The sequence below is a fragment of the Mixta sp. BE291 genome, from assembly GCF_031457955.1.
Lineage (GTDB): Bacteria > Pseudomonadota > Gammaproteobacteria > Enterobacterales > Enterobacteriaceae > Mixta.
The window spans coordinates 275451-300844 of record NZ_JAVDXN010000003.1; the positions used below are offsets into that span (position 1 = coordinate 275451).

The following is a 25394-nucleotide window of genomic DNA, read 5'->3' on the forward strand; positions in this document are numbered from 1 at the left end:
GGTTATTCCTCATCACCTTTAACGGTTTCTTCAGCTTTCGGCAAATGGCCCAGTGAGCTCATCAGCGTAGGGTCCTGCAGAATTTTAGCGATCAGCTCTTCCGCGCCGTTTTTGCCATCCATATAGGTCAGCAGGTTGGCAAGCTGCGTGCGCGCTTCCAGCAGCTTATTCAGCGGCTCGACCTTACGCGCCACCGCATCCGGCGAGAAATCTTCCATGCTTTCAAATGTCAGTTCGACATTCAGGCGACCTTCATCGGTCAGGGTGTTGTCCACCTGGAAAGCGACGCGCGGCTTCAGCGCTTTCATGCGCTCGTCAAAGTTATCGATGTCGATTTCCAGGAATTTACGCTCATCGACGCCCGGCAACGGTTCCGCCGGTTTGCCGACCAGATCCGCCATCACGCCCATGATAAACGGCAGCTGGATTTTGCGCTCTGCGCCATAGATTTCTACGTCATATTCAATTTGTACGCGCGGCGCGCGGTTACGGGCGATAAATTTCTGCCCACTGGATTTAGATGCCATGAAGTTCTCCATCGGATATGCGCGGTAAAGTCAGCAGCGGGCACGCTGCCATAAAAGAGGTTTGCTGCTTAATCGTGGCGGCCAAAAATGTTTTCCAGTTGATGCACGCCATCCGGCGCCAGGTCGCGGATGATGGCCATAAAATCGAGTTCAATCACGCGCTGAACGCGATCGATCATCAGCGGCGCGGGATGGCTGGGTTCATAACGTGAAAAGTAGTGCTTCACCTTTTCCAGCATCAGCTGTGCTTCAGCGCGTGAGGTGATTTCGCTGTTGCGCCAGTCAGTGTGTTTAGGGACTGGCGCGGCGTTATCCACGGCGGGCTGATCTGCGTTATCGCTGCTGCCCGGCAGTAGCGTGGTGAGATCGGTGACCTGGCAAGATTGCGCGACCAGATTGACCATTTTTTGTAGCTGTTCCATCTCCGGTACGCCGCTTTCACCCAGGTGTTCCGCCAGCGTTTCCCGAATAGTTTGTAAACGCTCACTTATTTGTAGAATCGCTTCAATACCGGGTTGTTCGCCTCGCGCCAGCTCGTCATTCAGCCGTGGTCGCCCGCCAGGATAATCCGCGATTTCGGTTTTGCTACCGTCCAGCAGCGAGCAGGCATCGCGCAAGGAGATCTGATCAGCGGAGGTACGCAGGAGCGGCGCCTGGCGCAGCGCCGCGGTCAGCGCCGATTTATCGCCCAGCGCCGCCAGCGCATTGATGCGATAAAAGGGATCGCGCTCGCCATACTCTTCCAGTAACGGATAAAGCGGTTCCCAGTAGAGCAGCAGCGCCTGCTGAACCAGCTTCAGCCCGCTGGCGTAGCCGGTTAGTCCTTTCATATGCGTCCAGGCGTGAGTAAGTGCTAACATCACGCGCAGATCTTTGGTGCGCGCCAGCAACCCGGTCGCCAGCCGCTCGACTTTGTTCCAGTCCGCCGGTTCAGCAGGAATAATGGTGTCGCCAAACTGCTGCTCCGCCTTCCCTTCGCTGGCCTGGCTCATCGCCATATAATCAGCGTCATATTCCAGATTTTCGCCGCACGGTTTTTCACTGCTTACCGGAGCGAGTAACGCATCAATATTCATTGCTATTCTCACGTCGCAAGATTATTCAAACATGGGCGGATAAAGCCCGTGTCGGCCTGGTCTGGCTCCGCCTGCCGGATCAAACAGCAGCGAAAACAGCTGGCCGGTAAAGTTGCCGCTGTGCAGATGGGTATAGAGCGGATAGTTATCGGCCTGATTGGTCCACCAAAAGCTGGTGTAGCGCTGCGGATCGAAACAGTCGGCCACCTGCTTCCAGCTGAGATTGGTCACGCTGTCGCCGTAACCAATGACATCTAAAATATCGGAGTGCGGTTGTGCGGCAGGCTCCTGCGGCGCGGGGATCGACAGCAACGCCCGATCGAGCTGTTCCGCGGTGTACCCCTGGTGTACCGCCTGCATCAGGGTACGTCCCAGCTGCTGATACCATTCCCCCGCCATCGCCAGCCGTCCCGTTGACCATTCGGCCGGGGTAAAACTGAACAGGGCGCAAACCGGATACTGACGCCCTACGCTGTCGCGCGCGGGCAGCAGGCATCCCATCTGCACCAGCTGACTGCCCAGCATCGGCGGCACCACAAAGTTCCATACCGGCGCTTTGGCGAAGCGGTGCGGTTCACCCGCACGCAGCTCTTCATTTTTCTGCCAGTTCAGCAGCCCCACCTGAAACCAGTGCGTCCACTGACGGGTTAGCGCATCGGGAAAACGACGTTGTAAAAAGTCACCGGCGCTGGGCAATTTTCCGTACCAGCCGATCGCAGGAGAGTGGTTCATTATCATTTCCTTGCGGTTATGGACAGGCGAAGCCTGGAAGCTGGAACGGGTTACGAATGCTGTTCGGCGTAAATTCCAGGGTAACGCGGTGGCCATCGACATTGAACGTTGCCTGGCGGCTCAGACTGTTGCTGCCCGCCGTCAGCTGCGCGCGGTCGAAAAAGCGGTTCAACGCCCAGGCGCCGTTGGTCACCAGCGTAGAGGTGGTGCCATCCACCAGCCCCAGCTGCATCCGCACCTGACGCGTGCCGCCGCTGCCGGGCCAGTTCATCAGCTGAACCGCCTGCGGACCATGGCTGTAGCGTAACTGCTGCCCATCCACATCCAGCGTCAGGTTAAGAATGTCGTTATCCATGCGTACCGTACGGATGGTGACGCGAAACGACGGCGTCATCGCGCCATTGGCAAAGAACGCGTCCCGAATGCTCTGCGCCTGCTGGAAAGGACGCAGCAACGCTTCGCCGCCCGGCAGGCTTTTACCATCAATGCCCGGCATAAAGCGCCAGCTTGCGCGCGTGGTATCCACTTTGGTTGCCAGATTATCGCGGAAGAAGCTGTCCATGAGTCCGGTGCCTGGCGCAAACATGCGCGCCAGATCGTCCGGCGTCACTTCACTGCGTGCCGAACGCACTAAAGGGTAACGACCGGCAATGGCCTGACGACAGAAGCTGCCGACCTCAACGTTAATGCGCTTACGCACATTTTCCATATCGCGCCGCTGCGCATCGCTGCTGGCACCCACCGCCAGGTTGGTAAACATATTCTGCAACGAACCGGGTAACCTGCCCGCGCTTGCCTGCAAACGGCTGATCGCCTCGCCCGGCGGCGGCGGCATTCCGCTGTTGGCCGCATCCTGTACCGCAGTTAAATAGCGATAAAGCTCATCGATCTGCTTAAGGAAATCATCAAACACGATGCTCTTACCGCCCTGTTCCAGCGGCTGAGCCAGCTCAATCACCGGCGCGTAGTGTTCAGTTACGCGCTGCTCTGGCGTCTGCTGCCCAGCCGCCGCGCCCTGCGCGGGCTGGCGTGAACGAAACAGCGCTTCCAGCGTACGGGTGGCGCTGTTGCCTTTGTCATCCGCCTGCGGCGTATCTTTTTCCGCTGGCAACCGTTCCAGCATCAGCATCTGGCTGAGGTTGATGACCAGCTTGCGCAGAGGCGAACTGTTGCTGGAAAGCAGCCGCGCGCTGTTAATGCGCTGCGACAGATCGGCGCTGTTGTTAAGCTGAATATCGGTCAGCAGCCCATCCCACTGACGGATAAAGTCGCGCATATAGAGCTGGCGTACGGCGTTATCGGTTTGCGCCTGATTCTCATCCGCCACCGCGCCGCCTAACACCCAGAGATCGTCCTGATGCAACGCCGTGGTCACGGCGGTGATATTTTTGTCAAAGTGGTTCCAGTAACCTTCCGGCGTATAAAGGCCAGGAATGCCTTCGCCAATCGCTTTGCCGCTTTTGCGAGTAAACACTAACTCACTTTGCGGCCCGCCCAGGTCGGCGAGGGAAACCGGTGACAGGTTTTCATCCTGCTCCAGCAGGCGTCTGAGACGACCGTAAACCCGACCAGACAACGGCATCTGATTAATCAGCGCCTGCTCGCGCTTTACCAGCGCCTCATCCCTGGCATAAGGCGACGCCTGAATCTGCGTTTCCAGCAGCTGCGCCAGGTGACGCTCCAGTTGGCTGACCTGCGCCTGCGTAACGTTTTGCGGCAAATTGCGCCGTACGTTCAGCATCACCCATGCATGCAGGAATTTGCCGTCGTAGTGCTGCGGCTGATAGAGCATCTGATACGCTTTCAGCGCTTCGTAGCTGTAGTCCGCATCGCTGCCGTTATCGTTACGCAGCCAGCCGGTAATCAGCTGGGCCACCTGCGGTAACAGCAGCTGCTTTAACGATTTCTGGTAAAGCGTCTGGCTGGCGTCATTTACCTCGACGCCGCGATAAAGCCCCATACGGCGCGTGATAGGCGGATCGTTAAGATCGAACGCCTGACTTTCCGGCAGCGTCAGGATGCTGTTCAGGAATGGCAGCAGCGCAAAGAGATCGCTTTCACCGTTGGCCTGCAGGTTTTTACTTTGCGTCTCAACGGCGGGCACTTTCGCCTGCACTTCCTGCAGGTAGCTTTTATTGTTGCCGTAGCTGGTGAACCACAGCAGCGAAACCACTAGCAACAGCGCCAGCAGGCCAGCATAGCCTGACCACAGCACCGCACGGTTGCGTAACTCCCACCAGCGATTACTGCCCGCCAGCCCGGCCTCCTGAAATATCACATTGGTCAGCAAATCTTTCAGGAAAAAACTCTGCCCTTTGGCGGCGGGGATCGGCGCTTCTTTCTGGACGCTATTCCAGGCGCCGCTGTTACCGCCCTGCCCATCCACCTGCGGCAGATGCAGCGCGCGGCTTAGCTCGCCCATCACGCGATCGAACGGCAGGCCTTCCTGCGTGCCGCTGGCAAAATAGATGCCGCGCGGCGAAAACTGGGTTTCAAAATTGGAACGGGCAAAAATGGTGTTGAGATATTCCGCCAACAGCGGACGCAGCGCAGCAAACTCCTGCGGGAAGAGATAGCTTTCCGCCCGTGCCTGCGCATCATGTTCCGCAATCAGCGTATCCGCCAGCGCGGCGTCGAGGCGCTGTTGCAGCAGCGCATACTCCTGCGTAAAGGCGCTGGCCAGGTCAAAATCGGCCTGCTTCGCACGCTCCCAGGGAAACGTGAATCCCCAGATTTGCTCGCGTTGTGCTTTATCCAGCTGAGAGAACCAGGCGCGGAACCCTTTTAACAGGTCCGCTTTGGTCACCAGCACATAAACCGGAAAACGAATGCCGAGCTGCTCATGCAACTCCATCAAGCGCTGACGCAGATTGATCGCCTGCTGCTGTGAAGCCTCCGCCGACTGGGTTAACAGATCGGCAATGCTGATGGTGACAATCACGCCGTTAATCGGCTGACGGCCACGATATTTGCGCAGCAGATTGACAAACTTTTGCCATTCGCTGGCGTCCTGCGCCTGCTGGCTTTCCTGCGTGGTATAGCGGCCTGCGGTATCCAGCAGCACTGCCTCATTCGTAAACCACCAGTCGCAGTTGCGGGTGCCGCCGATACCGCGCAGCGCGGTTTTGCCAAAGCGATCCGCCAGCGGAAACTGCAGCCCCGAATTCACCAGCGCCGTGGTTTTACCTGCGCCCGGCGCGCCGATAATCACATACCAGGGAAGCTGATAAAGATACTGGCGGCTAAAGCGCTGCGCCCAGAACGGATTGCGGCGGCCTGCGCGATTGAAATGCGCCTTCTTTAACAGCTGAGAGGCTTCATCAAAGCGCTCGGCCAGCACCTGCTCTTCATTGGTCAGCCGTTTACGATCGCTGCCGTCAGCCGCTTCGCTGCTGCCGAGATCGCTCATCAGTTTGCGGTTGATCCAGCCGTTGTACAGGCGCGGTGCGAGGTTACTTATGCCCCACACCAGATAGAGCAGGCCAATACTGATCAGACGATTTTGCTCTGATTCCAGCGGACGCGAATCGACAATGGAGAAAACCGGGCCAATCACCCAGATAATAAAAGCGAGCGCGGTAATGCCGACAAAGCCCCACATCAACCGGCTGGTTATAATGGAAAACAAAATTTTCAGCATCTGTTAGTTCCTTTGCTGCAGTCCATTCAGCTCCGCCCGCGTATTGTCTGGCGAAACTAACAGGATGATTTCCACCCGGCGATTACGGGCGCGGTTCTCAGCGGTGGTGTTCGGCACCAGCGGATTGGTCTCGCCGCGCCCTTCCGCCTTCGCGCGCGCCGGTTGCGACAGATGTTTTTGCAGCATCTCCTGTACCGACTGCGCACGCGCCAGCGATAGCTCATAGTTAGAGGCGAAGCGCGCGCTGCGGATCGGCACGTTATCGCTGTAGCCGATAACCAGAATTTTTCCGTTCACGTTATCCATCGCCTGCGCCACGCGATTGATCACCTCTTCATAGCGACCGCGCACGGCGGTAGAGCCGGAGGCAAACAGGCCATCGCCCTTCAGCGTCACAACGCTTTGATCCGCTTCGTCGCGTACCGCCACCAGCCCCTGTTCGATTTCGGGGCGCAGGAAAGTGCGCAGATTCAGCACCGCAGGCGCGCGCGGCGCAGGATGAGGAATCGTGACTTCCGGCAGCGGAGTCTGATACACCGAGGCCAGCACCGGGCTGGTATAGTCGCCCAGGCGCCAGTTAAGAATGATATAGAGCAGACAGGCGAGAAAACCGGCAAGCGCCGCGCAGGCCCAGAGCGGCACCACCGGACGCCACATTTTACGCATCACCGGCCGGTCTTCCGGGTGCGGCGATAAAGGTGCCGGATAGCCGCCGCGTACGCCCCGAATCATCTGCAGCAGACGCTGTTTAATGGTTTCCAGCTGCGAACGGCCGTTGTCCAGTACGCGATAGCGCCCTTCAAACCCCAGCAGCAGGCAATAGTTGATCAGCTCCAGCAGGAAGATATGCTCACGCGGATTTTGCGACAGCTTCGCCAGCAGCTGGAAAAATTTCTCGCCGCCCCAGGTTTCGTTATGAAAAGTAACCAGCAGCCCGTTGCCGGGCCAGACGCCGCGGCTTCCCCATGGCGTCAGCGCCGCTGCCTCATCCAGCGCGGTACACAGGCAATAGCGCGCGCCGACAATCACCTCATAAGGCAGCCCTGCGCGCTGGCTCTCTTTTTCAAAGTGTCGTACCTGATCGATCAGCCGTTGACGCAGCGCGGCCGGGTTGTCATGGGATACCGAGTGGCGGATCTGGGGAATCGCATTAAGCAAAGGGTTCGCGGCGGCCAGCAGCGGATTATTGCTGCTCGCACCGGAAAAAGCGGCTTCGCCGCCGGTGAAATGTCGTTCCTGCATGGTGAGCGCTCATTATTCGTTTCAGACGGACTGGCTGCGAATAGCCCAGAACTCCATATCCAGACCGGGAAATTCCCCGGCCAGATGAAGCGCAAACGCGCCCGATCTTTCCATCTCTTTCCACAGCTCGCCGCCCTTCTCCAGCTCAAAATAGCTGTAGCCAGCGTGCCAGGGGATCTGCGGCGGCGCGGTGGGCATGGCGCGCAGCATCATGCCCGGCAGCTGCAGCTGCACCAGGTCGCGAATTTTCGTGACCGGCGCGACTTTCATCTGCGCCGGGAAGTGGGTTTGCAGCGCCTCGCCCGGCACGTTGGCGCGTACCGCCAGCACAAAGCCGAACTCGCGTACCATAGAGGCTTCCGGCACCGTTGCCACATTTAGGCCGTGGGAACGCTCGGTCAGCGGCAGCTGGATCGCACTCTCTTCCATCACCAGCGACAGCCCCTGACGCAGCATCAGCATCAGTTTATTAAAGCTGCGGGCGATATCGTCGTGATCGTAGACCGGCAATGAGACATCAGGCGATCGCTGCGGCGACCAGCTCGCCAGCTCGCAGGCCAGCGCCAGCCAGTGACCAAACAGCTGCTCCGGATGCAGCAGCGGGAGATTTTTCAAATGGGTGACCAGGCCAAGGTGGCGATTCACTAACGCCAGCAGCATGAAATCCACCATTTCTGCGGTATTAAACCGCCCCGGCTGCTGTAAACGCTGGCCGATTTGCTGGCTGCGCTGCGCCAACAGCCCATGAATATCATTTAAATAATCAAACAGCTGGGGATGGTTAATGGCATTAAGCATCGGCGGTATAAAGCCGGTATCCAGCCGTAGCTGCCTGTCGCTGCGCTTTTCGATCACGCGCGCCACGCCAATGGCGGTCCATTCGGCGGTGAGCTCGCTTTCCAGCATCAGCCGCAAACGCAGCTTGCCGAACTGGACCGCCGCCGGGCCAACGGAAATGGCGTTAAAGTCGTCCACTTCACGTTCGAAGCTGAGATAGCGCGCCAGCGAATCCGCCGCCTCGCTAAAGATCACTTCGTCACGTCCGCCGCGCCGCGCCGGTAAAGCCAGCACCACGTTGACATGGCTTTGGTTATCGGCAATTTCCAGCGGCGCGGGGGCCTGGCGTGAATCCAGAAAGGAAAAATGGGTACCGTCCGGCAGCAGACCGCTGGCGGCGCTCAGGGCGATTTTCCCCTGACGCAGCATCGCTTCGTCAAACTCCAGATCGGTAAAGCCCCACAGATAAGGTCGCTGTGTGGCTCCCCAGTCGCGCAGGGTACTTTGCAGGTAGCTTTCCGACTGCTGAAAGTGATGCGGGCGCAGGAACATGCCTTCGCTCCAGACCACCTTTTCTGCTTTGTTCATAATGGCTTTCCGTTATTCAGGCGTTGACGCTGCTTTGCTCGCAAGATGTACGCCGCTATTGTCAGCAACGATCCGGGCCTGCAGCCGATCCGCTTCCCTGTACCAGCCATTGGTCGGCTCGCTCTCGTCCGCATTGGGCAGCGGCAGAGAGAGACGCCATTTCTTACCATTAAGCGACTGATACTCGGCCATCACGCCGATATAGCGGGCATCGGGCGTGCGTTGACCGCTAAGGGTTTTATTTAGCTGACCTGGCAACAGGAAAAACTGCTCGCTATTAAGCAGATTGCTACCCAACACGGTTTGCGCGCTGTTCTGCAGCGAATAAAAATCCGCAGACATAAAGTCGGCATCCGATTTCAATAACAGCACCCTGATTTTCAGTGGTGCCGCGTCATTGACCGGTGGGTGCGCCTGAAATAACAGACTGTAACGGGAGGGATCGTTGTGTGTAGAGGAGATACAGCCTGCCAGCAAGGTAAGCGCCGCCAGGAAAAGCGCCTGAAGACTCAGGCGCAAAAAAGAGCATGGTTTCATAATGGGTTACCCATTAGAAATTATTAATCGATAATCCAGGTACCGCTGTTGCTGTTCTGGCAGGCTTTGCTGTCGCCATCAACCGCCACGCAGGTTTTTTTCTTCGCGGGCGCGTTGCGAATGCGTTTACGGCGCTGGTCAGCCTTGAGGGTGCCCTCATACAGCTCGCTTTTCACGACGGCGCGCAGCGGCACATAGCCGATTAGCTGATCCTGATCTTTTTCCGCGATAGCAAACCAGTTGTTTTCCACGCTGCCCAGCACGGTATAGGGCTGGGCATTTTCCAGCTGACGCACCAGCTTGCCGCCGAAATCGGGACGGCTCATCACCGAGGCGTTATACAGCGCGCGGTACTCTTCATTAATCGGCGTAAAGGTTTTAGGCGGGGTAATAGCGTACCGATAGGTCAACGTCACGCCGTCGACGGTGCTGGAAACCAGCGTGTCGTCACTGACCGGCGGTGGCGACTTACAACCCGCAACGCTTAATACAAAAAGCAGACCCAATGCGATTCGAATTTTCACCATGATCCTCATGAAGTTATCTTAAGTAATGAACAAAAACGGGGGTAAGCCGCCAATGAGCAATAGCATGACCAATACTGGCGCAGCAAAAAAGCATAGCCGTTGCTGGCTGTGCCAACGCAAAGCAAAGTAATGCGCGCAGCAGCGCTAATGGAAGTCAGTACAATAGTTTATAGGTTTTTTGGCCGTAAGGAGCCTGTGACATCGCAGCAAATGTTCGATTTGTGCAATGTATCTTAAGATGAGCTACCGGAAATAAGGTTTACGCTATCCTGCGGATGAGGGTTTGATAAACCTTCCTCAACCATTATCACTGCTCCCTGTAAGTATTTCTGGCGTTCTCTGGTGAAAAGGTCTGAATAGTCGTACCAAAAAATTGTAGGGCTGCATACAGCTGATAATGCCGCCCGGCACTTTCGTACCACATCAGACAAAAAGAAAAGTGATTAAAATTCAGTCGAAAGATGAATCAGAGTTCAGCCATTGCTACCGCACGAGGTTGCAAAGCAAACCCCGTAGCTGGTCTTTTTTTATGTTCAGGCTGTCCTGTTTCGCGCAAGTTTACATAGTCTTTGTGATAATTCAACGAGCACGTAGTAAAGGACTTTACATTAGTAAAGCTTAATTAAAAACATAAATACAAATTCTGATTATTCTTACCTAATTCTATAGGAATATTCCTACAAAACATCAGAAAATCTTTACGCAATGGGCATGAAAAAGGCCTCGCGCTTAAAAAAACTGCACTTTAATCGTGATAATTTTTTTCTTTTCTGGCCCTGATTTTATGCTGTTAAGCATCAGAAAACCGGTTCCAAAAGGGATTTACAGATGTTAATTTCGCAATAACACAAATTAGCAATGAAAAAGGCGACCCTGAGGCCGCCTTCGCAGTGTTTCAAACTAAAAATCGCTGGAATAAAAACTTAAGCAAATAAAATAGATTGCAGTTCGTGTAATGAACTGACCTGCCAGTCCGGCGTGATCGCGGCCGGTTTTTCCCTGCCGTCTGCATTCAGCCAACAGGTTTTTAAACCGGCGTTGATGCCGCCTAAAATATCTGAATCAGGATTATCGCCCACCATTAATACCCGCTCGGGCGCAGGCTGCCCCATCTTTTCCAGCGCATAGTTAAAAATTGCCGGATGCGGTTTGGCATGACCTACCTGCTCAGAAATGACCAGCAGATCGAAGTGATCACGAAAACCCGTACGCTGCAGGCGCACCTGCTGCAGGGCGGTAAAGCCGTTGGTGATGATGCCCATCTTCACCTTGCCTTTTAACGCATTAATCAGGTTTACCGCGCCTTCCAGCGGCACGCAGACTTCCGCCATCGCGCTAAGAAAGCCGCTGTTTAAGGCGTCCGGCGTGACATTCAGCTTTTCCGCCCAGCCGTTAAAGCGCTGATGCTGCAACTGTAGCGCCGAGATCGCGCCGTTTTGATACTCAACCCATAACGGTTTATTAACCGACTGATATTCATGATAATCAGCGGTGGTGAAATCAACGTTGTAATCTTTAAACAGCCGTTGCAGGCCAGTAAAAGCATCAAAGTGAAACAGCGTGTCGTCCGCGTCAAAAAGGATCCAGTCCCAGTCTTGTAACATAGCGTTCTCCTGTTACGGCACGTCAGAGGGAGCGGTCGCCTTTACAGGCTGAGCGCCATAATTAAGGCATCTTCCCGACCATGCGTTGCCGGATAATAGTTTCGGCGCACCGAAACCTCATTAAAGCCGGTCTGTTCATAAAGCGCGATCGCCGCATGGTTGGAGGCGCGTACCTCCAGCCACAGCGTAAAAATATCGCGCTGCTGTAACTGTTCAATCAGATGATGCAGCAGCGCTTTGCCTAATCCCTGCCGTTGATAAGCGGGATCGACGGCGATATTAAACAAGGTCGCTTCGTCCAGCACCCATTGCGTAATGGCGAACGCAGCCATCTGGCTATTCACGTCAAGCCGGTAGTTCAGATAACGTTCGCCCTGATTGCTGGCAAATGTTGCTTCCGTCCAGGGAAAAGCGTGGCTGCGTTGCTCAATGGCAAGCGCCTGCGGAAGGTCATGCGGAGTGAGTAAAGAAATCGACGTCATATTCACAAATCTGCCGCCAGAGCGCGCGCTTCGCCTCGGCGTCAAAATAGAGCGCCTCAAGCGGCGGTGTGGAAAGTTGTGGACCCTGCTGCGCAACCGGCGTGTCGGTTCCCAGCCGCCAGCTGGCGCAGGCACGCTCGGCAGGCAGCATCGCAAGCTGATCCGGCGTTACGCTGACCACCTGCTGCGGCATAATCGCCAGCGCACGCAGTACATCGCCAACCAAAGGATCCTCGGTAGTGGGAGGAATATCCGCCACGATCAGCAGGCGTATATCCGCCGGCAGCGTTATCGCGATTTCACCCTGTAACGCGCGTGGACGCCGCAGCTTATACTGCGTAATGCCCATTTGCTGTAGTAGCCAGTCACGTCTGGATGACATAGAAATTCCCGTTACGCCCTTATAATGCGCCGCTATGCTAGCAAACCCATCGAACATGCGCCAACAAACCACTATACTCTGCGCTCTGATTTCTGAGGAGCTATCTGATGTCTGCTTTTACCCCGGCGAGTGAAGTGATCCTGCGCCACAGTGATGAATGGCAAGAGCGCCGCGTGCTGTTTGCCGGTGATTTGCAGGATGACCTGCCCGCCCAACTGGAAACCCAGCTGAGCCGCGTTCATACGCAATATTATCATCACTGGCAATCATTAAGCCGCAGCATGGGCGATCGTGCGCAATATGGCCTGGTCGCCACGGCGGAAGCGATAGCAGAGTGCGATACCCTGATCTATTACTGGCCGAAAAACAAGCCGGAAGCCCAGTTCCAGCTGCAAAACCTGCTGTCGCTGCTGCCGGTGGGCAGTGATATTTTTGTTATCGGCGAAAACCGCAGCGGCGTTCGCAGCGCCGAAAGCATGTTGGCTTCCTGGGCGCCGCTGGACAAGATCGACAGCGCGCGCCGTTGCGGCCTCTATCACGGTCGCCTGACGCAGCAACCCACGTTTGATGCGGACAGTTTCTGGGATGAATATACGCTGGATGATTGCGTGATCAAAACGCTACCGGGCGTGTTTAGCCGCGACGGGCTGGATAGCGGTAGCGCGCTGCTGCTTTCAACCTTTACGCCGCATACCAAAGGCAAAGTATTGGATATCGGCTGCGGCGCAGGCGTGCTGGCAACGCTGCTGGCGCGTCACTCTCCGAAAGTGCGCCTGTGGCTGACCGATGTTGATGCCGCCGCGCTGGCCGCCAGCAAGGCGACGCTGGCGGCAAACCAGATCGAAGGCGACGTGTTCGCCAGCAACGTCTATTCCGACGTAACCGGCCGCTACGACATGATTATCTCCAACCCGCCGTTTCATGAAGGGATGCAAACCAGCCTGGATGCAGCGCGCACGCTGATTCGCGGCTCGGCGCAGCACCTTAGCAGCGGCGGCGAGCTGCGTCTGGTGGCTAACGCCTTCCTGCCCTATCCGCAGGTGCTGGATGAAACCTTCGGTCATCATGAAGTGCTGGCGCAAACCGGCCGCTTTAAGGTTTACCGTGCCGTATGGGGACGCGATGCCCGCGCCATCAAGGCCGCTAACCGCGACAAATAAGGCATTATCTCCCGGGGAATGCTGCTTTTTACAGCGATCGCAACAGAGCTGATAAATATCTGTTGACGTCCCCGGGAAAAATCTCCAGAATTCGCCTCCGTGGTTGCAGTGCTGCAAAGCAATGCTGGAATGCGAAGGTGGCGGAATTGGTAGACGCGCTAGCTTCAGGTGTTAGTGTCTTAACGGACGTGAGGGTTCAAGTCCCTCTCTTCGCACCAAAGACCACGAAAATTCATATCGCACAGCATCTGCGCGAAGGTGGCGGAATTGGTAGACGCGCTAGCTTCAGGTGTTAGTGTCTTAACGGACGTGAGGGTTCAAGTCCCTCTCTTCGCACCAAATGCGGTGATATGAAGACAATGTTATGCGAAGGTGGCGGAATTGGTAGACGCGCTAGCTTCAGGTGTTAGTGTCTTAACGGACGTGAGGGTTCAAGTCCCTCTCTTCGCACCAATATTGTCACGCTTCAGTTAGATCCTCTGTCACTCCCCCTGCTTTTCCCGTTAGTCGCCGTCCGGCGCACGCTATCTCTCTGTTTTCACTTGCTGTAACCGTGCCGTTAATCCCTGCTTAAACCCATGCTGAAAAGGCTATCGCCTGATGAACCATTAGGGCAGCCATCCTTAGCGCCCAACAGCCGCCTTGCCTGCGTTACAGCCCGCCCGCATTAACCGATACCGCAGCCAGCGCGCCCGCCAGCGCGACACAAGAAGGCAGCAAGATATAGCGCCGTAGCCGATGATGCACCAGCATCACCACGGTCAGCAGCAGCGCCGCCACTAACAACCAACGCCACTGACCGAATGAAAGGTGCATCGATGCCACTAACGGCATGAGCGCGCCGGGCAACAGCACGCTCCATGCGCTTTGCAGCCGCTCCCCCATGATCCAGCTCACGCCCCATAATCCGCAGGCCGCCATAATCGCCATCAGCATACTCGCCACCACTAAATGATAATGATTACCAGTATCATATGATAGCTTTTATCATTTTGCACCTTTCCTGTGGAGAATTTTTATACACGAAGATGACAGACCAGTTAGAAAGTGTTAGATTGCCGGGATTAATCTGATGCCAGAAATTTATAATAACGACTCAACCCCCTTTCCAGAGTAAATCCTTTTACTATGGCAATGGCGCTTTGATATTTCAGGGCTGTCCCGAGTATATAAAATGAAATTACAAACTTATGAAGAATTGCTGCACAGCAAATATCGCTTGTCGTTGATGCTTTTTCTTTTTTTAAACATGGCAACATCACTTTTTTTTATGTTACCGATAAATAAAGGAGAAAACCTTTCCTTCTCTTTACCGGGAACATTGATAGTTATCATAAGTTTATTGCAATTGTCCTTCTGGATCATAAAGCCTGAAACAAAATGGCCGATATTATCTGCTACGGCTTTTATTATGGGCGTGCTTTGGTCCTGGCTGATTATGCATAAAAGCCAGCTGGTTTTTTATTTTGACGGCAGCTTTCTGTTGGTCAGCCTGATGGCGGTTTTTTTCATCAGCGCCGTCTCGCTGAACGAGCATCTTCTGGCGTTCTGCCTGCATATCGCGCCGCCCTCGCTGACCGTATTGCTGCTGGATGGCGGCAAGCACCCGCTAACGCTGCTGTTTACTATCGCGCTACCGCTGCTCGGCTTTACGCTTCAAAGCCTGATGCAACGCCGCAGCGACCATTTTACGCGCCGCCTGCTGTTTCAGCTGTATGAAGAGAAGCAGACGTGGAGCGACCTGAGCATGCTGGACCCGCTTACCGGCCTCTATAACCGGCGCGGCCTGAAGAACCGGCTGGAGAACCTGCTGGAGAGCCATACTGGCGGCCATTTCGTGATGCTGCTCGATATCGATAATTTTAAATCTTATAACGACAACTACGGTCATGCCATGGGCGATCAGGCGCTGACGCGCGTTTCGGCGGCGATTCGTGATGCGGTACGCTCGCGGGATATCGTCACCCGTTACGGCGGTGAGGAGTTTCTGGTGCTAATCACTAATGTTAATGCCTCTATTGCCATGAAGCTGGCTGAACGGATTCGTCAATATGTGTTGGACCTGGAAATTCCCCATCGTTTTAATCATCGTGTCTCTACGCACGTCACCATAAGCGCGGGTATCGCTCCGATAATCGAAGAAAATTTTGAGCAAGCGATGGCAAATGCCGATCGGGCGTTATATGTCGCGAAGAATCGTGGAAGAAATACCATTCTTTCCTGGGAAGAACTTTGTGAAACCAACCTGCGCTCGGCTGCGGGGGATATAATTCAATCCTGACCGCCCGTTTATTTAACCGGATTATTAGCCAAGGTAAATTATTCGCCTTAATACAAATTAAAAATAAAAAGCTTTTTTCCGCATGAATTAACTCACTAATAAAATAAACCGTAACCGGCGGAATGGATTCGCTTATTTTTACGCGCCGGTTGCCGATAACGCAGGAGCTTTTTCTGCCGCTAACAAAAACCCGACATTTTATCAGGTTATATTCCCCTGTCGCCGTACAGCTTTGAAACACTTTTCCGCGCAACCTGCTACTTGCCACCTTATTCCTTCCTAGATACAATCAAGAACGATTATCATTTGTTTTCTTATCTTCATTCCGGCAGTCGATTACACAGGTAGCCCTATGGCCATTGTCACGCGTCAGGCTTATGAGTACGGTTCGTCTCCAGTCATCTTTATGCAGAGCGAGAGTTCGCTCAGCGCGGCGCTGCACAGCCTGTTCAGCGAACACCGCGCCTGGTTTCTTGAATTTCTCACCCTTGGCGATACCGCTCCCGACGATACCCTGACGCAAGCTGAATGGTCGCAGAGCGCCCATTTTAATCAGCTGCTGGCGCGCTACAGTGATGAAATCTATCGCGAACATGCGGATATGCCGCGTGAGGCAAAGCCGCTGCAATCGCTCTGGGCACAGTGGTATTTCGGCCTGATTGTGCCGCCAATGATGCTGGCGCTGGTCATGGAAAAACGCGCGCTCGACTGCTCGCTGGAACATTTTCATCTGCAATTTCATGAAAGCGGCCGCCCGGCTAAATTTTGGATCGATGTGCATGAAGACGAAGACGCGCGCTATCTGAATGCGCAACAGCGTATCGACCGCCTTATCCAGCAGCATTTAATCCCTGCGGTTGCGGGCATTGAGCAGCATGGCGATATCAACGCCAAACTTATCTGGAACAATACCGGCTATCTGATGCACTGGTTTCTGGGCGAGATGAAAAGCTGGGTTGATGAAGCCACGCTGTTGTCGCTGGAACATGCGCTGTTTTTCTCACGTCACTTGCTGGACGGCAGTGATAACCCGCTTTATCGCACCGTGATCCCGCGTGACGGCGCGATGCAGCGTCGCAGCTGCTGTCAACGCTACCGCCTGCCAGCGGTGGCGCGCTGCGGCGACTGTACCCTGAAACCGGTCTGATCGCCTTTCCCGCCAGGCCAAAAATAGCCGTACCTTCTGTGGCGGCGCTGTTTTAGCGTCGCATAACGTTTACAGATTCCGCTGGTTATGGCAGCTTTATCACCCCGTTTTATTGTGAAGAGCACCGCAACATGAGCCTGGAGTCTGTACGGCACTATTTTGCCGAGCGTGCCCCTGAAATCTCCATTATCGAACTCAATCAGAGCACAGCCACCGTGGCGCTTGCCGCTAAAGCGCACGGCGTCGCGCCAGGACAGATAGCGAAAACGCTGTCGTTAAAGGTAAAGAACCGGGTCATCCTGATCGTAACCGGCGGCGATCTCCGGCTGGACAACCGCAAGTTAAAAGAAACCCTGGGCACCAAAGCGCGCATGTTAACCACCGATGAGGTGTTGAACTGGACCGGCCATCCGCCCGGCGGCGTCTGCCCTTTTGGCCTTGAGCAACCGCTGCCGGTTTATTGCGACATCTCTCTGCGCCGCTTCGCCGAAGTCTTGCCAGCGGCAGGCGCAATTCATAGCGCGGTGCGCATCTCACCAGACAGAATGGCGGAGCTTACCGAGGCCGAATGGGTGGACGTTTGTCAAAATCCAGTTGATTTAAGGTAAAAAGGTTATTTCCAGACTGGCAATTCGCATACAATTACGCCTCTATTTTTTGCAGGATATTTCGTGTCGCTGATCTGGTTCGCCATCGCCCGCAGCCGTTTTTTGGCATGGCTGGCGCTGCTGGCTATGCTGCTGCTGTTTATCGCCCCGGTGATTTCAAAATCACTGATGGCTCAGCACGGCTATGCTTCGCCGATGATGATGGCGCATATGTCAGCGATGGTCGATCAGCCGCTAAATGCCGCGCGTTCAGGCTGCGCGGCGGGCGTTATCCGGCAACATAGCCCACCCGCTGTGGGCCACGCTCAGCATGCTGAGCACCCGCGGCATCATACGGCGGTGCCGGATAACGCCGCGTCATCCTGCGCTGCCCCTCATCCCCGGCATTATCATATGTCGATGATGGACGACAGCGCCTGCGGCTATTGCGTACTGTTGATTCATTTGCCGCTGGATTCCGTGCGTCTGCCGCAGCTCTGGACGCTGCTGCAGGCCGCTATTCCCGCCACCCCCCTTCGACTCCAGCCGTTTGTCGCCAGCTGGATCCCCATTTGGTTCCGACCTCGCGGGCCGCCGGTTAACGGATTTTCTCCCGTTTAACCCAACGCTTTCTCTATCGCCCGTACGCGGGTCAAGGAACCATTATGTCGGAAAAAATCGTGCCGACGGCCTCGGCACACATCGCAAAAACGCAGAATGCGCAGGCCTTCCTGCAACTTATGCGTCGTTTACACTTTATGATCGGTCTGTTTATCGGCCCGTTTATCTTTGCTGCGGCGCTCACTGGTACGCTCTATGTACTGACGCCGCAGCTTGAAAATGTCCTGTATGCGCAACAGCTAACGACCGATGCGCCCGGCCCGCCCCAGCCGCTATCGAAACAGATCGACGCCGCGCTAAGCTACGCGGGCCTCGACGCAAAAATTGCCGCCGTGCGGCCCGCGTCGAGCGATACGGAGACCACGCGCGTTATGCTCCGCTTCGCTGACAGCGCGCCATCAGAAACGCGCGCCATTTTTGTCGATCCGAAAACGCTGGCGGTACGCGGCGATTTAATCGTGTACGGCACCAGCGGCATTTTGCCGCTGCGCACCACCCTGGATTACCTCCACCGCAGCTTGCTGCTGGGCGATTTCGGGCGTAACTACAGCGAGCTGGCCGCCAGCTGGATGTGGATCGCCGCGCTGGGCGGCCTGTTGCTTTGGGCGGTGCAGCGCACGCCGCAACGCCCTAACGCCGCAGGCACCTCCCCTGCCCGGAAGCGGTTACGGCTGCGACGCTGGCACAGCTTACTGGGCGTTACATTACTGGCCGGGCTGCTGTTTTTCTCCGCCACCGGTCTCACCTGGTCGCGCTGGGCCGGGGAGAATATCAACCTGCTGCGCGCCCATTATGGCTGGCTGACGCCGGCGGTGAACACGCAGCTTGCCAGCAACGCGCCGCCGATGATGATGGATGAACATGCGGAACATCATGGGCATATGATGCACCACGCGCCGGATGCGCCGTTAAGCGCCGCGCAGTTTGATGGCGTTCTGGCCGCCGCGCGCGCCAGCGGTATTGACGCAGCGAAAGTGGAAATTCGCCCCTCTTATCAGGCGGACAAAGCCTGGATCGTGGGCGAGATCGATCGCCGCTGGCCGACCCAGGTGGATGCCGTTGCGGTAGATCCTCATAGCTGGCGCGTAACGGACAAAATTGAATTCGCCAATTTCGGCCTGCTGGCGAAGCTGACGCGCTGGGGCGTGGATGCGCATATGGGCATTCTGTTCGGCCTCGCCAACCAGCTGGTGCTGGCGCTGTTTGGCGTAGCGCTGTGCGTGTTGATTGTGCTCGGCTATCGTTTATGGTGGCGGCGGCGTCCCGCTCAGCCGCAGCATCATCCGGCGGATACGCTGATTCAGGCATGGCAGCGCATGGGCCTCAGCCTGCGCTTTCTGCTGTCGGTGGTGCTGGTGCTGCTGGCTTTTAGCCTGCCGGTGATGGGCATAAGCCTACTGCTGTTTTTAGCGCTGGACGCCTGGCGCTGGTATCGCGCTCAGGCGTAACCTCTGTAGCAGGCTGACGCGCGTCAGCCTGCATTTTCTGCTCAACCCTGCGCTTAATGCGCGGCATTCATACCATGGAAACTGGCGACGCTGCCGGAAACGCATGCTGCACCGAACAATGTAAGTTCAAGACACATCATTTTTGCTGTAATAAGATAAGCTTACCGTTTTTGGCCTGACAAGGCGCGATGACAAACAGATGACGGGAAAGGTGGGTAAAACGTATTCGCCTGGCATCGCGGGTCGCGCTTATCTTGCAGGCGTACAGGAAGAAAATATTAAAGGAAACTATGCCGATTATTTTAATGCGTCACGGTAAACCCGGTGGCCTTTCTTCGCAGCGGCTTTCTGCCCAGGCGATGGTGCAGTGGGTTGCCAGTTACGATCGCGCGCTGATTGAAGATATGCCGCCGCAGCGCTGTATCGATCTCGCCGCGCAGGCAGATATTATCGTTGCCAGCCCGCTGCCGCGCGCGCTCGCCTCGCTGGAAAAGCTGGAGCTGAGCGCCACATTTACTGATGCTTTATTCCGTGAAGTGGCGCTGCCCGCGCTGCCGCTGGCGACGCCCGCCTTGCCGCCTGCGCTGTGGCTTACGCTGCTACGTCTGTTGTGGCTGGGAGGCTATTCCGGCTCGGTGGAATCCTTCCGCGATGCCCGGCAACGTGCCGTACAGGCCGCCAGCCAGCTGATTCGCCTGAGTGAACAAGGCACCGTACTGCTGGCCGGTCATGGGATGATGAATAAGTTGATTGCGCGCGAGCTACGTCGTCAGGGCTGGCTGGCGGAAAAACACGCCAGCAGCCGCTATTGGAGCACGTCGGTGTATCACCGCACCTTTTTATAACCCAGGCGAACGCCCTGATAAGGCGTTTGCCTGAACGGCCTCAGCCTGTGGCTTAACGAAACACATCCACCGCTTCCACCAGCCGGTGCGCCTGATTTTTCATCCGTGCCGACGCCTGTGCGCCTTCTTCAACCAGCGAAGCGTTGTGATGTGTGATGCGATCCAGCTCTTCAACCGCCTTGCCAACTTCGCTCAGGCCCGTGCCCTGCTCACGCGTGGCGGTGCTGATCTGTTGCAACAGCTCCGTCACGTTTTTCACTTTCTCCACGATATCGGCAATGGTTTCACCGGCCTGATGTACCTGTCCGGCACCGGACTGAACCTTAAGCGCGCTGGCGGCGATCAAATCACGGATCTCGCTGGCGGCGCTGGCGCTACGCTTCGCCAGATTACGCACTTCGCCTGCTACCACCGCAAAGCCTTTGCCCTGCTCCCCGGCGCGCGCCGCCTCAACCGCTGCATTCAGCGCCAGGATATTGGTTTGAAAAGCGATGCTGTCAATCAGGCCGGTAATGGAGGCAATCTGCTGCGAACTTTGGGCAATTTCATCCATCGTGCCCACCACCTGCTTCATCACCTCGCCGCCCTGAACCGCTGCTTTGCTGGCGGTCATGGAGTAATTATTCGCCTGACCGGTGCTTTCCGCATTGCTATTCACCGTGGTGGTCATTTGGTTCATGGTGGCCGCGGTCTGCTGCACGCTGGCCGCCGTCTGTTCGGTATGGCTGGCGATTTTTTCATTGCCCTGCGCCAGTTCATCGCTGGCCTGATGCACATTCATAACCTGATCGCGTACGTCTTTAACCAGCCAGCGAAACATCAGGCCAAGCTGCCCTACCGCCCGCAACGTCATGCCCACTTCATCAACCCGATCGAGATGAGCAACCTGATGAGAAGCCCCCGTCGCCACATCCAACGCCTGCCGACACACTTTTTCCAGCGGCCTGGAGATCTGCCATTCCAGCCAACCGCTGGTGATCAGAGCCATCAGCAGTGCCAGCCCGCCGAAAGCGGCCAGCGCACCGCCCTGTAGCCCGACGGCCACCGCGCTCAGCGCCATGCTCAGCGCGCAAAACGCCACACCGCAGCGGATCCGCCAACGCAGCGGCAGCGTTTTCAGCCATGAGAATGGGCTTAGCAGCCCGCTACGTACCAGCAGCCCCTGATGCAGACGCCAGCCGTGCAATTTACCACTGCGCATCTGCTGATAAAGCTGTTCTGCCGCCGCGACTTCCTGCTCGCTCGGCTTGATACGCACCGACATATGACCAGTAATGATACCGTTACGGATCACCGGCACCACATTCGCCCGCACCCAATAATGATCGCCATTTTTACGGCGGTTTTTCACCAGTCCCGTCCAGGGGAGTCCCTGTTTTAGCGTCCCCCACATATCGGCAAAGGCCGCTTTCGGCATATCGGGATGACGCACCAGCTTATGCGGCTGCCCGTGAATTTCATCGCGCTCATAGCCGCTGACATCGACAAAATCCTGGTTAGCGTAGGTAATGTAACTTTGCGCATCGGTGGTGGTCATCAGCGTGGTGTCGTCATCAAGCTGCCAGGCCTGTTGCGTAACGTGCGATTGGATAGTCATATGACAAGCCTTGTCCTGTATGGTTAAGATCTAATAATTTTTCGCAGGGAATTCACCAGCACTCATCGGCAAATCACTACGCAAACTTTAGAAAAAATGCACATTCAGCACCGGCAAAACAGTGGATCTAGTCCGCCGCACGCGCCTGAAAACGTTGGCGCAACCACTGGCTCAGTTCGGTCACTGCGCGCGGTACGCGTGCCGCCCACGGACGCACAATCCAGACGTGGCGGGCAAATGCGCCCTGAATACGCCACTGCGGCAATATCTGACGCAGGCGGCCTTCCCCCAGCGCCTGACGCGCGCTGAAGTCCGGCAGCATGGCGATTCCCAAACCATCAAGCGCCGCATCACGAATCGATTCGCTGTTATTGGTGGCGAACGGGCCGCTCACATTGACCACCGTTTCCTGCTGCGGCTGCGTGGCATCGCTAAAGCGCCAGCGCGGCAGTTCGGTGCCGCGTGGATAGTAAAGACAGTCGTGCTGGCTCAATTCCTGTGGATGCTGCGGTTCGCCGTGCTGCGCCAGCCAGCCGGGAGAAGCCACCAACAGCGTTTGCGTTTCGCATAACAGCTGGGCGACATGGGTTTCCGGTAGCGCATTGCTGTGACGGATTGCCAGGTCAAAGCCTTCGCTGGCCAGCGACACCAGCCGATCGGTCACCTCAAGCTGAATACGCAGCTGCGGATGCAGACGCAAAAACGCCTGAATATGCGGCTGTAGCTGCTGACGAGCAAAAGCCACCGGCGCGGTGATACGTATCAGCCCGCGTAACGGACCGCTGCTGTCGCGTATGGCGTAAAAACTCTGTTCGATTTCCGCAAAGGGTGCCCGCAACTCCTGCACCAGTTTTTCACCTGCCTCAGTCAGCCGCACGCTGCGCGTGGTGCGTTGCACCAGCGGGACACCTGCCAGCATCTCCAGCTGCTTAATTTTCTGGCTCATCGCCGCTTTGCTTACTTCCAGCCGCTCTGCCGCGCGCGTAAAGCTGCCCTGCTCTGCCAGCACCGTCAGCCAGTGCAAATGCAGCCAAAGCGCATCTGTTTTTATCGTCATAGTGATTGTTCAAAATAGTAAACAATGCGTTCAACTATAACGCTTTTTCCGGGAAGAAAAGAAGTTCAGGATAGCGATCAACCCACGCTACCCCGGAGGCAACCATGCCATTACTGCAATTTGATTTGATTGAAGGACGTTCGGAATCGGAACTGAAAACCTTGCTGGATGCGGCGCACCGCGCGGTATTAACTGCCTTTGGCGTACCGCCGCGCGATCGCTACCAGATTGTTCATGAAAACAAAAAATATCAGATGGTATTTGAAGACACCGGCCTTGGCCTGACGCGCAGTGACAATCTGGTGATGGTACGCGTCTATACCAGCCCGCGCAGTAGCGAACAAAAGCAGCGCTTTATGGCAGAGCTGGCGCGTGAACTGGAGAGCAGCAGCGGCGTACGCGGCAGCGATCTGATGATCACTTTTATCACTAATGATAAAGGCGACTGGAGCTTTGCTAACGGCGTAGCGCAATACCTGACCGGCGAATTGTAACGACAGCGTACGTTTACAGCATATTCACGATCCGGTTCACAGTTACGTACTTTAAGCCGCTGTTTTTTTGCCCTCTTCCCCTGCCGCGAAAATAATTGCAAGGCAAGCAGTTAACGCGGAGCCTGCTCATATCGCGGCGGGCGGAGGAGAAAAGCATGCGGAAACAGGAAGTAGTGGTGAAGCGCAGCCGACAGGAAAAGATCGCTGCGTTGCGCCAGCGCAATCGTGCTCCGGTGCTGGTTGTCGGCGGCGGTATTAACGGTATCAGCACCTTTCGGGAACTGGCTTTGCAGGGCGTTCCGGTGGTGCTGATTGAAAAGGATGACTGGTGTCAGGCGGCCAGCGGCGCGCTGTCGCGCATGATTCATGGCGGCCTGCGTTATCTGGAAACCGGCGAATTTGACCTGGTAAAAGAGTCGGTACAGGAGCGCGACCGGCTGCTGAAAAATGCGCCGCACTATGTCTCTCCGCTGCGCACCACGGTGCCGATCGACAGCTGGGGCGGCGGTTTGATTAATGCCAGCAAGCGCTTTTTGCGCCTGGGTGAAAAGCCGACCCGACGCGGCGCGCTGCTGATAAAAACCGGTCTCGCGCTTTACGATCTCTATACGCGTCAGCAGGGCAATATGCCGCGTCATCGTTTGAACAACACCGCTGAAACGCGCGCGCGCTGGCCTGGTTTTGCCGTCTGGGTAAAATACAGCGCCACCTATTATGATGCGTGGATTAAAGCGCCGGAGCGGCTGGGCGTCGAACTGGTGCTGGATGCGGAGCAGAGCAACGCCGAAGCGCTGGCGCTGAATTATGTCAGCCTGGTGGAGAGCGATGGCGAGCGGGTTACGCTGCGCGATAATCTGACCAATACCCTGTTAACGCTCGAACCGCACGTCGTCGTCAACGCGACCGGTGCCTGGATCGATCAGCTTAACCAGAAGCTGGCGCCCGCCGATCCGCGCAAACTGATCGGCGGCACCAAAGGATCGCATCTGATCATCGACAGTCCGGCGCTGCTGGCGGAGCTACGCGATGAAATGGTCTACTACGAAAATCAGGACGGACGCGTCTGCATTATGTTTCCCTGGTATGGCAAAGTGCTGGTGGGATCCACTGACATTCGCGTCGACGATCCGGAAAATATTGCCTGTACGCCGGAAGAGCAGCGCTATATCCTTGAATCGCTGCATTTTATTTTCCCTCATATCAACGTCAGCGCGGAGGATGTGCTTTATACCTTTGCCGGTGTGCGACCACTGCCCGCCAGCGATACGGAAGTCAGCGGCCGCATCACGCGTAATCACTCACTGACTTATTTCCCGCCGGACGACAGCCGTGATTTCTCTGTTCTGAACCTGGTGGGCGGCAAATGGACCACCTTCCGCCGTTTTGGCGAACAGGCAGCGGATCGCGTCCTGAAGCTGTTGGGCGAAAAACGCCGCCGCAGCACCGTTGATATGGCGATCGGCGGTGGTCGTAACTTCCCCTGCCGCGAGCGTCTGCCGGTTTGGATCCAGGAACTTAGCGAGAAATATCAGCTGGCGGAGCGGCGTGTGGCGCAGCTGGTGGATCGTTACGGCACACGCGCTGAGCTGCTGCTGCGCCTGATTGCTGCTGACGATGAGCAGCCGTTGCAGCATCATGCTGACTACAGCGATACCGAGCTGCGCTGGCTGATGCATGAAGAGCAGGTCGTGATGCTGGAGGATCTGCTGCTGCGCCGTAGCGCGCTGGGGATCGCCGGTCAGCTTACGCCGCCGCTGATGGCGGAAATCGCTCATCTGATGGCGCAGGAAATGCAGTGGAGCGACGCCCATCGCCAGCAGCAGCTGGAAATGACGCTTTCGCGTCTGGCGCGTTTGCACGGCGTTTCAGGATTACGGTTAGCCTGTCACGCCCAACCCGCAGGAGAAAAGCATGTCGGTTAGCGATAAGGCAATGTCGCTATAGCATTGAGGACACGGAAGTCCTGACAGAGTGGCACCTGACGCATGTATATTTGTTTTAGTCCCTAACACCAAAATAAATGCAAATATTGCGCAGTGATTA

General features: G+C 56.1%; 23 protein-coding genes and 3 tRNA genes. 12 read left to right on the forward strand and 14 right to left on the reverse strand.

Features of this window, described 5'->3' with window-relative positions; translation table 11 throughout:
- Positions 1 to 2: 2 nt before the first annotated feature.
- From tssB to J2X14_RS08880, 11 genes are all read right to left on the reverse strand, one after another.
- On the reverse strand, positions 3 to 527 hold the full coding sequence (gene tssB, locus J2X14_RS08830) for a type VI secretion system contractile sheath small subunit (RefSeq protein ID WP_352410850.1): 525 nt from the start codon (positions 525 to 527) through the stop codon (positions 3 to 5).
- A gap of 68 nt (positions 528 to 595) precedes the next feature.
- Positions 596 to 1603: a type VI secretion system protein TssA gene (gene tssA / locus J2X14_RS08835; protein ID WP_352410851.1), complete on the reverse strand. Its 1008-nt coding sequence runs from the start codon at positions 1601 to 1603 to the stop codon at positions 596 to 598.
- A 21-nt stretch (positions 1604 to 1624) separates the two neighbouring features.
- Positions 1625 to 2335: a type VI secretion system-associated protein TagF gene (tagF, locus tag J2X14_RS08840; protein WP_352410852.1), complete on the reverse strand. Its 711-nt coding sequence runs from the start codon at positions 2333 to 2335 to the stop codon at positions 1625 to 1627.
- Between the two features lie 16 nt (positions 2336 to 2351).
- Positions 2352 to 5975, reverse strand: coding sequence for a type VI secretion system membrane subunit TssM (gene tssM, locus J2X14_RS08845; protein WP_352410853.1), 3624 nt, complete (start codon positions 5973 to 5975; stop codon positions 2352 to 2354).
- Positions 5976 to 5978: 3 nt separating this feature from the next.
- Entirely contained in the window at positions 5979 to 7217 is a 1239-nt protein-coding gene (locus tag J2X14_RS08850; RefSeq protein ID WP_352410854.1) for a DotU family type VI secretion system protein, read from the reverse strand.
- A 21-nt stretch (positions 7218 to 7238) separates the two neighbouring features.
- Complete coding sequence (tssK, locus tag J2X14_RS08855) at positions 7239 to 8582, reverse strand: type VI secretion system baseplate subunit TssK (protein ID WP_352410855.1); 1344 nt, start codon at positions 8580 to 8582, stop codon at positions 7239 to 7241.
- A gap of 12 nt (positions 8583 to 8594) precedes the next feature.
- Complete coding sequence (gene tssJ / locus J2X14_RS08860; protein ID WP_352410856.1) at positions 8595 to 9119, reverse strand: type VI secretion system lipoprotein TssJ; 525 nt, start codon at positions 9117 to 9119, stop codon at positions 8595 to 8597.
- A gap of 23 nt (positions 9120 to 9142) precedes the next feature.
- The gene (locus J2X14_RS08865) at positions 9143 to 9646 is read right to left on the reverse strand and encodes an SH3 domain-containing protein (protein WP_352410857.1); all 504 of its coding nucleotides are present in this window, start codon (positions 9644 to 9646) and stop codon (positions 9143 to 9145) included.
- 923 nt (positions 9647 to 10569) lie between these two features.
- Positions 10570 to 11250: a pyrimidine 5'-nucleotidase gene (gene yjjG / locus J2X14_RS08870; RefSeq protein WP_352410858.1), complete on the reverse strand. Its 681-nt coding sequence runs from the start codon at positions 11248 to 11250 to the stop codon at positions 10570 to 10572.
- Between the two features lie 41 nt (positions 11251 to 11291).
- The gene (gene rimI, locus J2X14_RS08875) at positions 11292 to 11732 is read right to left on the reverse strand and encodes a ribosomal protein S18-alanine N-acetyltransferase (protein ID WP_352410859.1); all 441 of its coding nucleotides are present in this window, start codon (positions 11730 to 11732) and stop codon (positions 11292 to 11294) included.
- Positions 11701 to 12114, reverse strand: coding sequence for a DNA polymerase III subunit psi (locus J2X14_RS08880; RefSeq protein WP_352410860.1), 414 nt, complete (start codon positions 12112 to 12114; stop codon positions 11701 to 11703). The genes rimI and J2X14_RS08880 overlap by 32 nt, the downstream gene beginning before the upstream one ends.
- Positions 12115 to 12221: 107 nt before the next feature.
- Between J2X14_RS08880 and rsmC the strand changes: the two genes are divergently transcribed.
- The 4 genes from rsmC (at position 12222) to J2X14_RS08900 (ending at position 13727) form a co-directional block, all read left to right on the forward strand.
- On the forward strand, positions 12222 to 13274 hold the full coding sequence (rsmC, locus tag J2X14_RS08885) for a 16S rRNA (guanine(1207)-N(2))-methyltransferase RsmC (RefSeq protein ID WP_352410861.1): 1053 nt from the start codon (positions 12222 to 12224) through the stop codon (positions 13272 to 13274).
- Positions 13275 to 13405: 131 nt separating this feature from the next.
- A tRNA-Leu gene (locus J2X14_RS08890) sits at positions 13406 to 13492 on the forward strand.
- Positions 13493 to 13526: 34 nt separating this feature from the next.
- Positions 13527 to 13613, forward strand: a tRNA-Leu gene (locus J2X14_RS08895).
- Positions 13614 to 13640: 27 nt separating this feature from the next.
- Positions 13641 to 13727: transfer RNA gene (locus J2X14_RS08900), tRNA-Leu, on the forward strand.
- Between the two features lie 198 nt (positions 13728 to 13925).
- Here J2X14_RS08900 and J2X14_RS08905 read toward each other — a convergent pair.
- On the reverse strand, positions 13926 to 14210 hold the full coding sequence (locus J2X14_RS08905) for a DUF1435 family protein (RefSeq protein WP_352410862.1): 285 nt from the start codon (positions 14208 to 14210) through the stop codon (positions 13926 to 13928).
- A 238-nt stretch (positions 14211 to 14448) separates the two neighbouring features.
- Here J2X14_RS08905 and J2X14_RS08910 point away from each other — a divergent pair, with 238 nt between their 5' ends.
- The 6 genes from J2X14_RS08910 (at position 14449) to J2X14_RS08935 (ending at position 20203) form a co-directional block, all read left to right on the forward strand.
- Entirely contained in the window at positions 14449 to 15555 is a 1107-nt protein-coding gene (locus J2X14_RS08910; protein ID WP_352410863.1) for a GGDEF domain-containing protein, read from the forward strand.
- Between the two features lie 352 nt (positions 15556 to 15907).
- The gene (fhuF, locus tag J2X14_RS08915; protein WP_352410864.1) at positions 15908 to 16702 is read left to right on the forward strand and encodes a siderophore-iron reductase FhuF; all 795 of its coding nucleotides are present in this window, start codon (positions 15908 to 15910) and stop codon (positions 16700 to 16702) included.
- 131 nt (positions 16703 to 16833) lie between these two features.
- Positions 16834 to 17310, forward strand: a complete 477-nt coding sequence (locus J2X14_RS08920) for a YbaK/EbsC family protein (RefSeq protein WP_352410865.1) — start codon at positions 16834 to 16836, stop codon at positions 17308 to 17310.
- 63 nt (positions 17311 to 17373) lie between these two features.
- On the forward strand, positions 17374 to 17910 hold the full coding sequence (locus J2X14_RS08925) for a DUF2946 family protein (RefSeq protein WP_352410866.1): 537 nt from the start codon (positions 17374 to 17376) through the stop codon (positions 17908 to 17910).
- A gap of 44 nt (positions 17911 to 17954) precedes the next feature.
- The gene (locus tag J2X14_RS08930) at positions 17955 to 19358 is read left to right on the forward strand and encodes a PepSY-associated TM helix domain-containing protein (protein ID WP_352410867.1); all 1404 of its coding nucleotides are present in this window, start codon (positions 17955 to 17957) and stop codon (positions 19356 to 19358) included.
- 290 nt (positions 19359 to 19648) lie between these two features.
- A complete protein-coding gene (locus J2X14_RS08935; protein WP_352410868.1) occupies positions 19649 to 20203 on the forward strand; it encodes a histidine phosphatase family protein in 555 nt (184 codons plus the stop codon).
- A gap of 52 nt (positions 20204 to 20255) precedes the next feature.
- On the opposite strand, the gene J2X14_RS08940 is transcribed toward J2X14_RS08935, so the two are convergent.
- On the reverse strand, positions 20256 to 21800 hold the full coding sequence (locus J2X14_RS08940) for a methyl-accepting chemotaxis protein (protein ID WP_352410869.1): 1545 nt from the start codon (positions 21798 to 21800) through the stop codon (positions 20256 to 20258).
- 127 nt (positions 21801 to 21927) lie between these two features.
- Entirely contained in the window at positions 21928 to 22857 is a 930-nt protein-coding gene (locus J2X14_RS08945) for a LysR family transcriptional regulator (RefSeq protein ID WP_352410870.1), read from the reverse strand.
- Positions 22858 to 22961: 104 nt separating this feature from the next.
- Between J2X14_RS08945 and J2X14_RS08950 the strand changes: the two genes are divergently transcribed.
- Both J2X14_RS08950 and J2X14_RS08955 read left to right on the forward strand, forming a co-directional pair.
- Complete coding sequence (locus tag J2X14_RS08950; RefSeq protein ID WP_352410871.1) at positions 22962 to 23351, forward strand: tautomerase family protein; 390 nt, start codon at positions 22962 to 22964, stop codon at positions 23349 to 23351.
- Positions 23352 to 23506: 155 nt separating this feature from the next.
- Positions 23507 to 25273 carry a glycerol-3-phosphate dehydrogenase/oxidase gene (locus tag J2X14_RS08955; RefSeq protein WP_352410872.1) on the forward strand — a complete coding sequence of 589 codons (1767 nt, stop codon included), beginning with the start codon at positions 23507 to 23509 and terminating at the stop codon, positions 25271 to 25273.
- Positions 25274 to 25394 lie beyond the last annotated feature (121 nt).

Coding starts and splice junctions, on each gene's coding strand:
- tssB (WP_352410850.1), bottom strand. CDS start 527: ATGGCATCTAAATCCAGTGGGCAGAAATTTATCGCCCGTAACCGCGCG.
- tssA (WP_352410851.1), bottom strand. CDS start 1,603: ATGAATATTGATGCGTTACTCGCTCCGGTAAGCAGTGAAAAACCGTGC.
- tagF (WP_352410852.1), bottom strand. CDS start 2,335: ATGAACCACTCTCCTGCGATCGGCTGGTACGGAAAATTGCCCAGCGCC.
- tssM (WP_352410853.1), bottom strand. CDS start 5,975: ATGCTGAAAATTTTGTTTTCCATTATAACCAGCCGGTTGATGTGGGGC.
- J2X14_RS08850 (WP_352410854.1), bottom strand. CDS start 7,217: ATGCAGGAACGACATTTCACCGGCGGCGAAGCCGCTTTTTCCGGTGCG.
- tssK (WP_352410855.1), bottom strand. CDS start 8,582: ATGAACAAAGCAGAAAAGGTGGTCTGGAGCGAAGGCATGTTCCTGCGC.
- tssJ (WP_352410856.1), bottom strand. CDS start 9,119: ATGAAACCATGCTCTTTTTTGCGCCTGAGTCTTCAGGCGCTTTTCCTG.
- J2X14_RS08865 (WP_352410857.1), bottom strand. CDS start 9,646: ATGGTGAAAATTCGAATCGCATTGGGTCTGCTTTTTGTATTAAGCGTT.
- yjjG (WP_352410858.1), bottom strand. CDS start 11,250: ATGTTACAAGACTGGGACTGGATCCTTTTTGACGCGGACGACACGCTG.
- rimI (WP_352410859.1), bottom strand. CDS start 11,732: ATGACGTCGATTTCTTTACTCACTCCGCATGACCTTCCGCAGGCGCTT.
- J2X14_RS08880 (WP_352410860.1), bottom strand. CDS start 12,114: ATGTCATCCAGACGTGACTGGCTACTACAGCAAATGGGCATTACGCAG.
- rsmC (WP_352410861.1), top strand. CDS start 12,222: ATGTCTGCTTTTACCCCGGCGAGTGAAGTGATCCTGCGCCACAGTGAT.
- J2X14_RS08905 (WP_352410862.1), bottom strand. CDS start 14,210: ATGCTGATGGCGATTATGGCGGCCTGCGGATTATGGGGCGTGAGCTGG.
- J2X14_RS08910 (WP_352410863.1), top strand. CDS start 14,449: ATGAAATTACAAACTTATGAAGAATTGCTGCACAGCAAATATCGCTTG.
- fhuF (WP_352410864.1), top strand. CDS start 15,908: ATGGCCATTGTCACGCGTCAGGCTTATGAGTACGGTTCGTCTCCAGTC.
- J2X14_RS08920 (WP_352410865.1), top strand. CDS start 16,834: ATGAGCCTGGAGTCTGTACGGCACTATTTTGCCGAGCGTGCCCCTGAA.
- J2X14_RS08930 (WP_352410867.1), top strand. CDS start 17,955: ATGTCGGAAAAAATCGTGCCGACGGCCTCGGCACACATCGCAAAAACG.
- J2X14_RS08935 (WP_352410868.1), top strand. CDS start 19,649: ATGCCGATTATTTTAATGCGTCACGGTAAACCCGGTGGCCTTTCTTCG.
- J2X14_RS08940 (WP_352410869.1), bottom strand. CDS start 21,800: ATGACTATCCAATCGCACGTTACGCAACAGGCCTGGCAGCTTGATGAC.
- J2X14_RS08945 (WP_352410870.1), bottom strand. CDS start 22,857: ATGACGATAAAAACAGATGCGCTTTGGCTGCATTTGCACTGGCTGACG.
- J2X14_RS08950 (WP_352410871.1), top strand. CDS start 22,962: ATGCCATTACTGCAATTTGATTTGATTGAAGGACGTTCGGAATCGGAA.
- J2X14_RS08955 (WP_352410872.1), top strand. CDS start 23,507: ATGCGGAAACAGGAAGTAGTGGTGAAGCGCAGCCGACAGGAAAAGATC.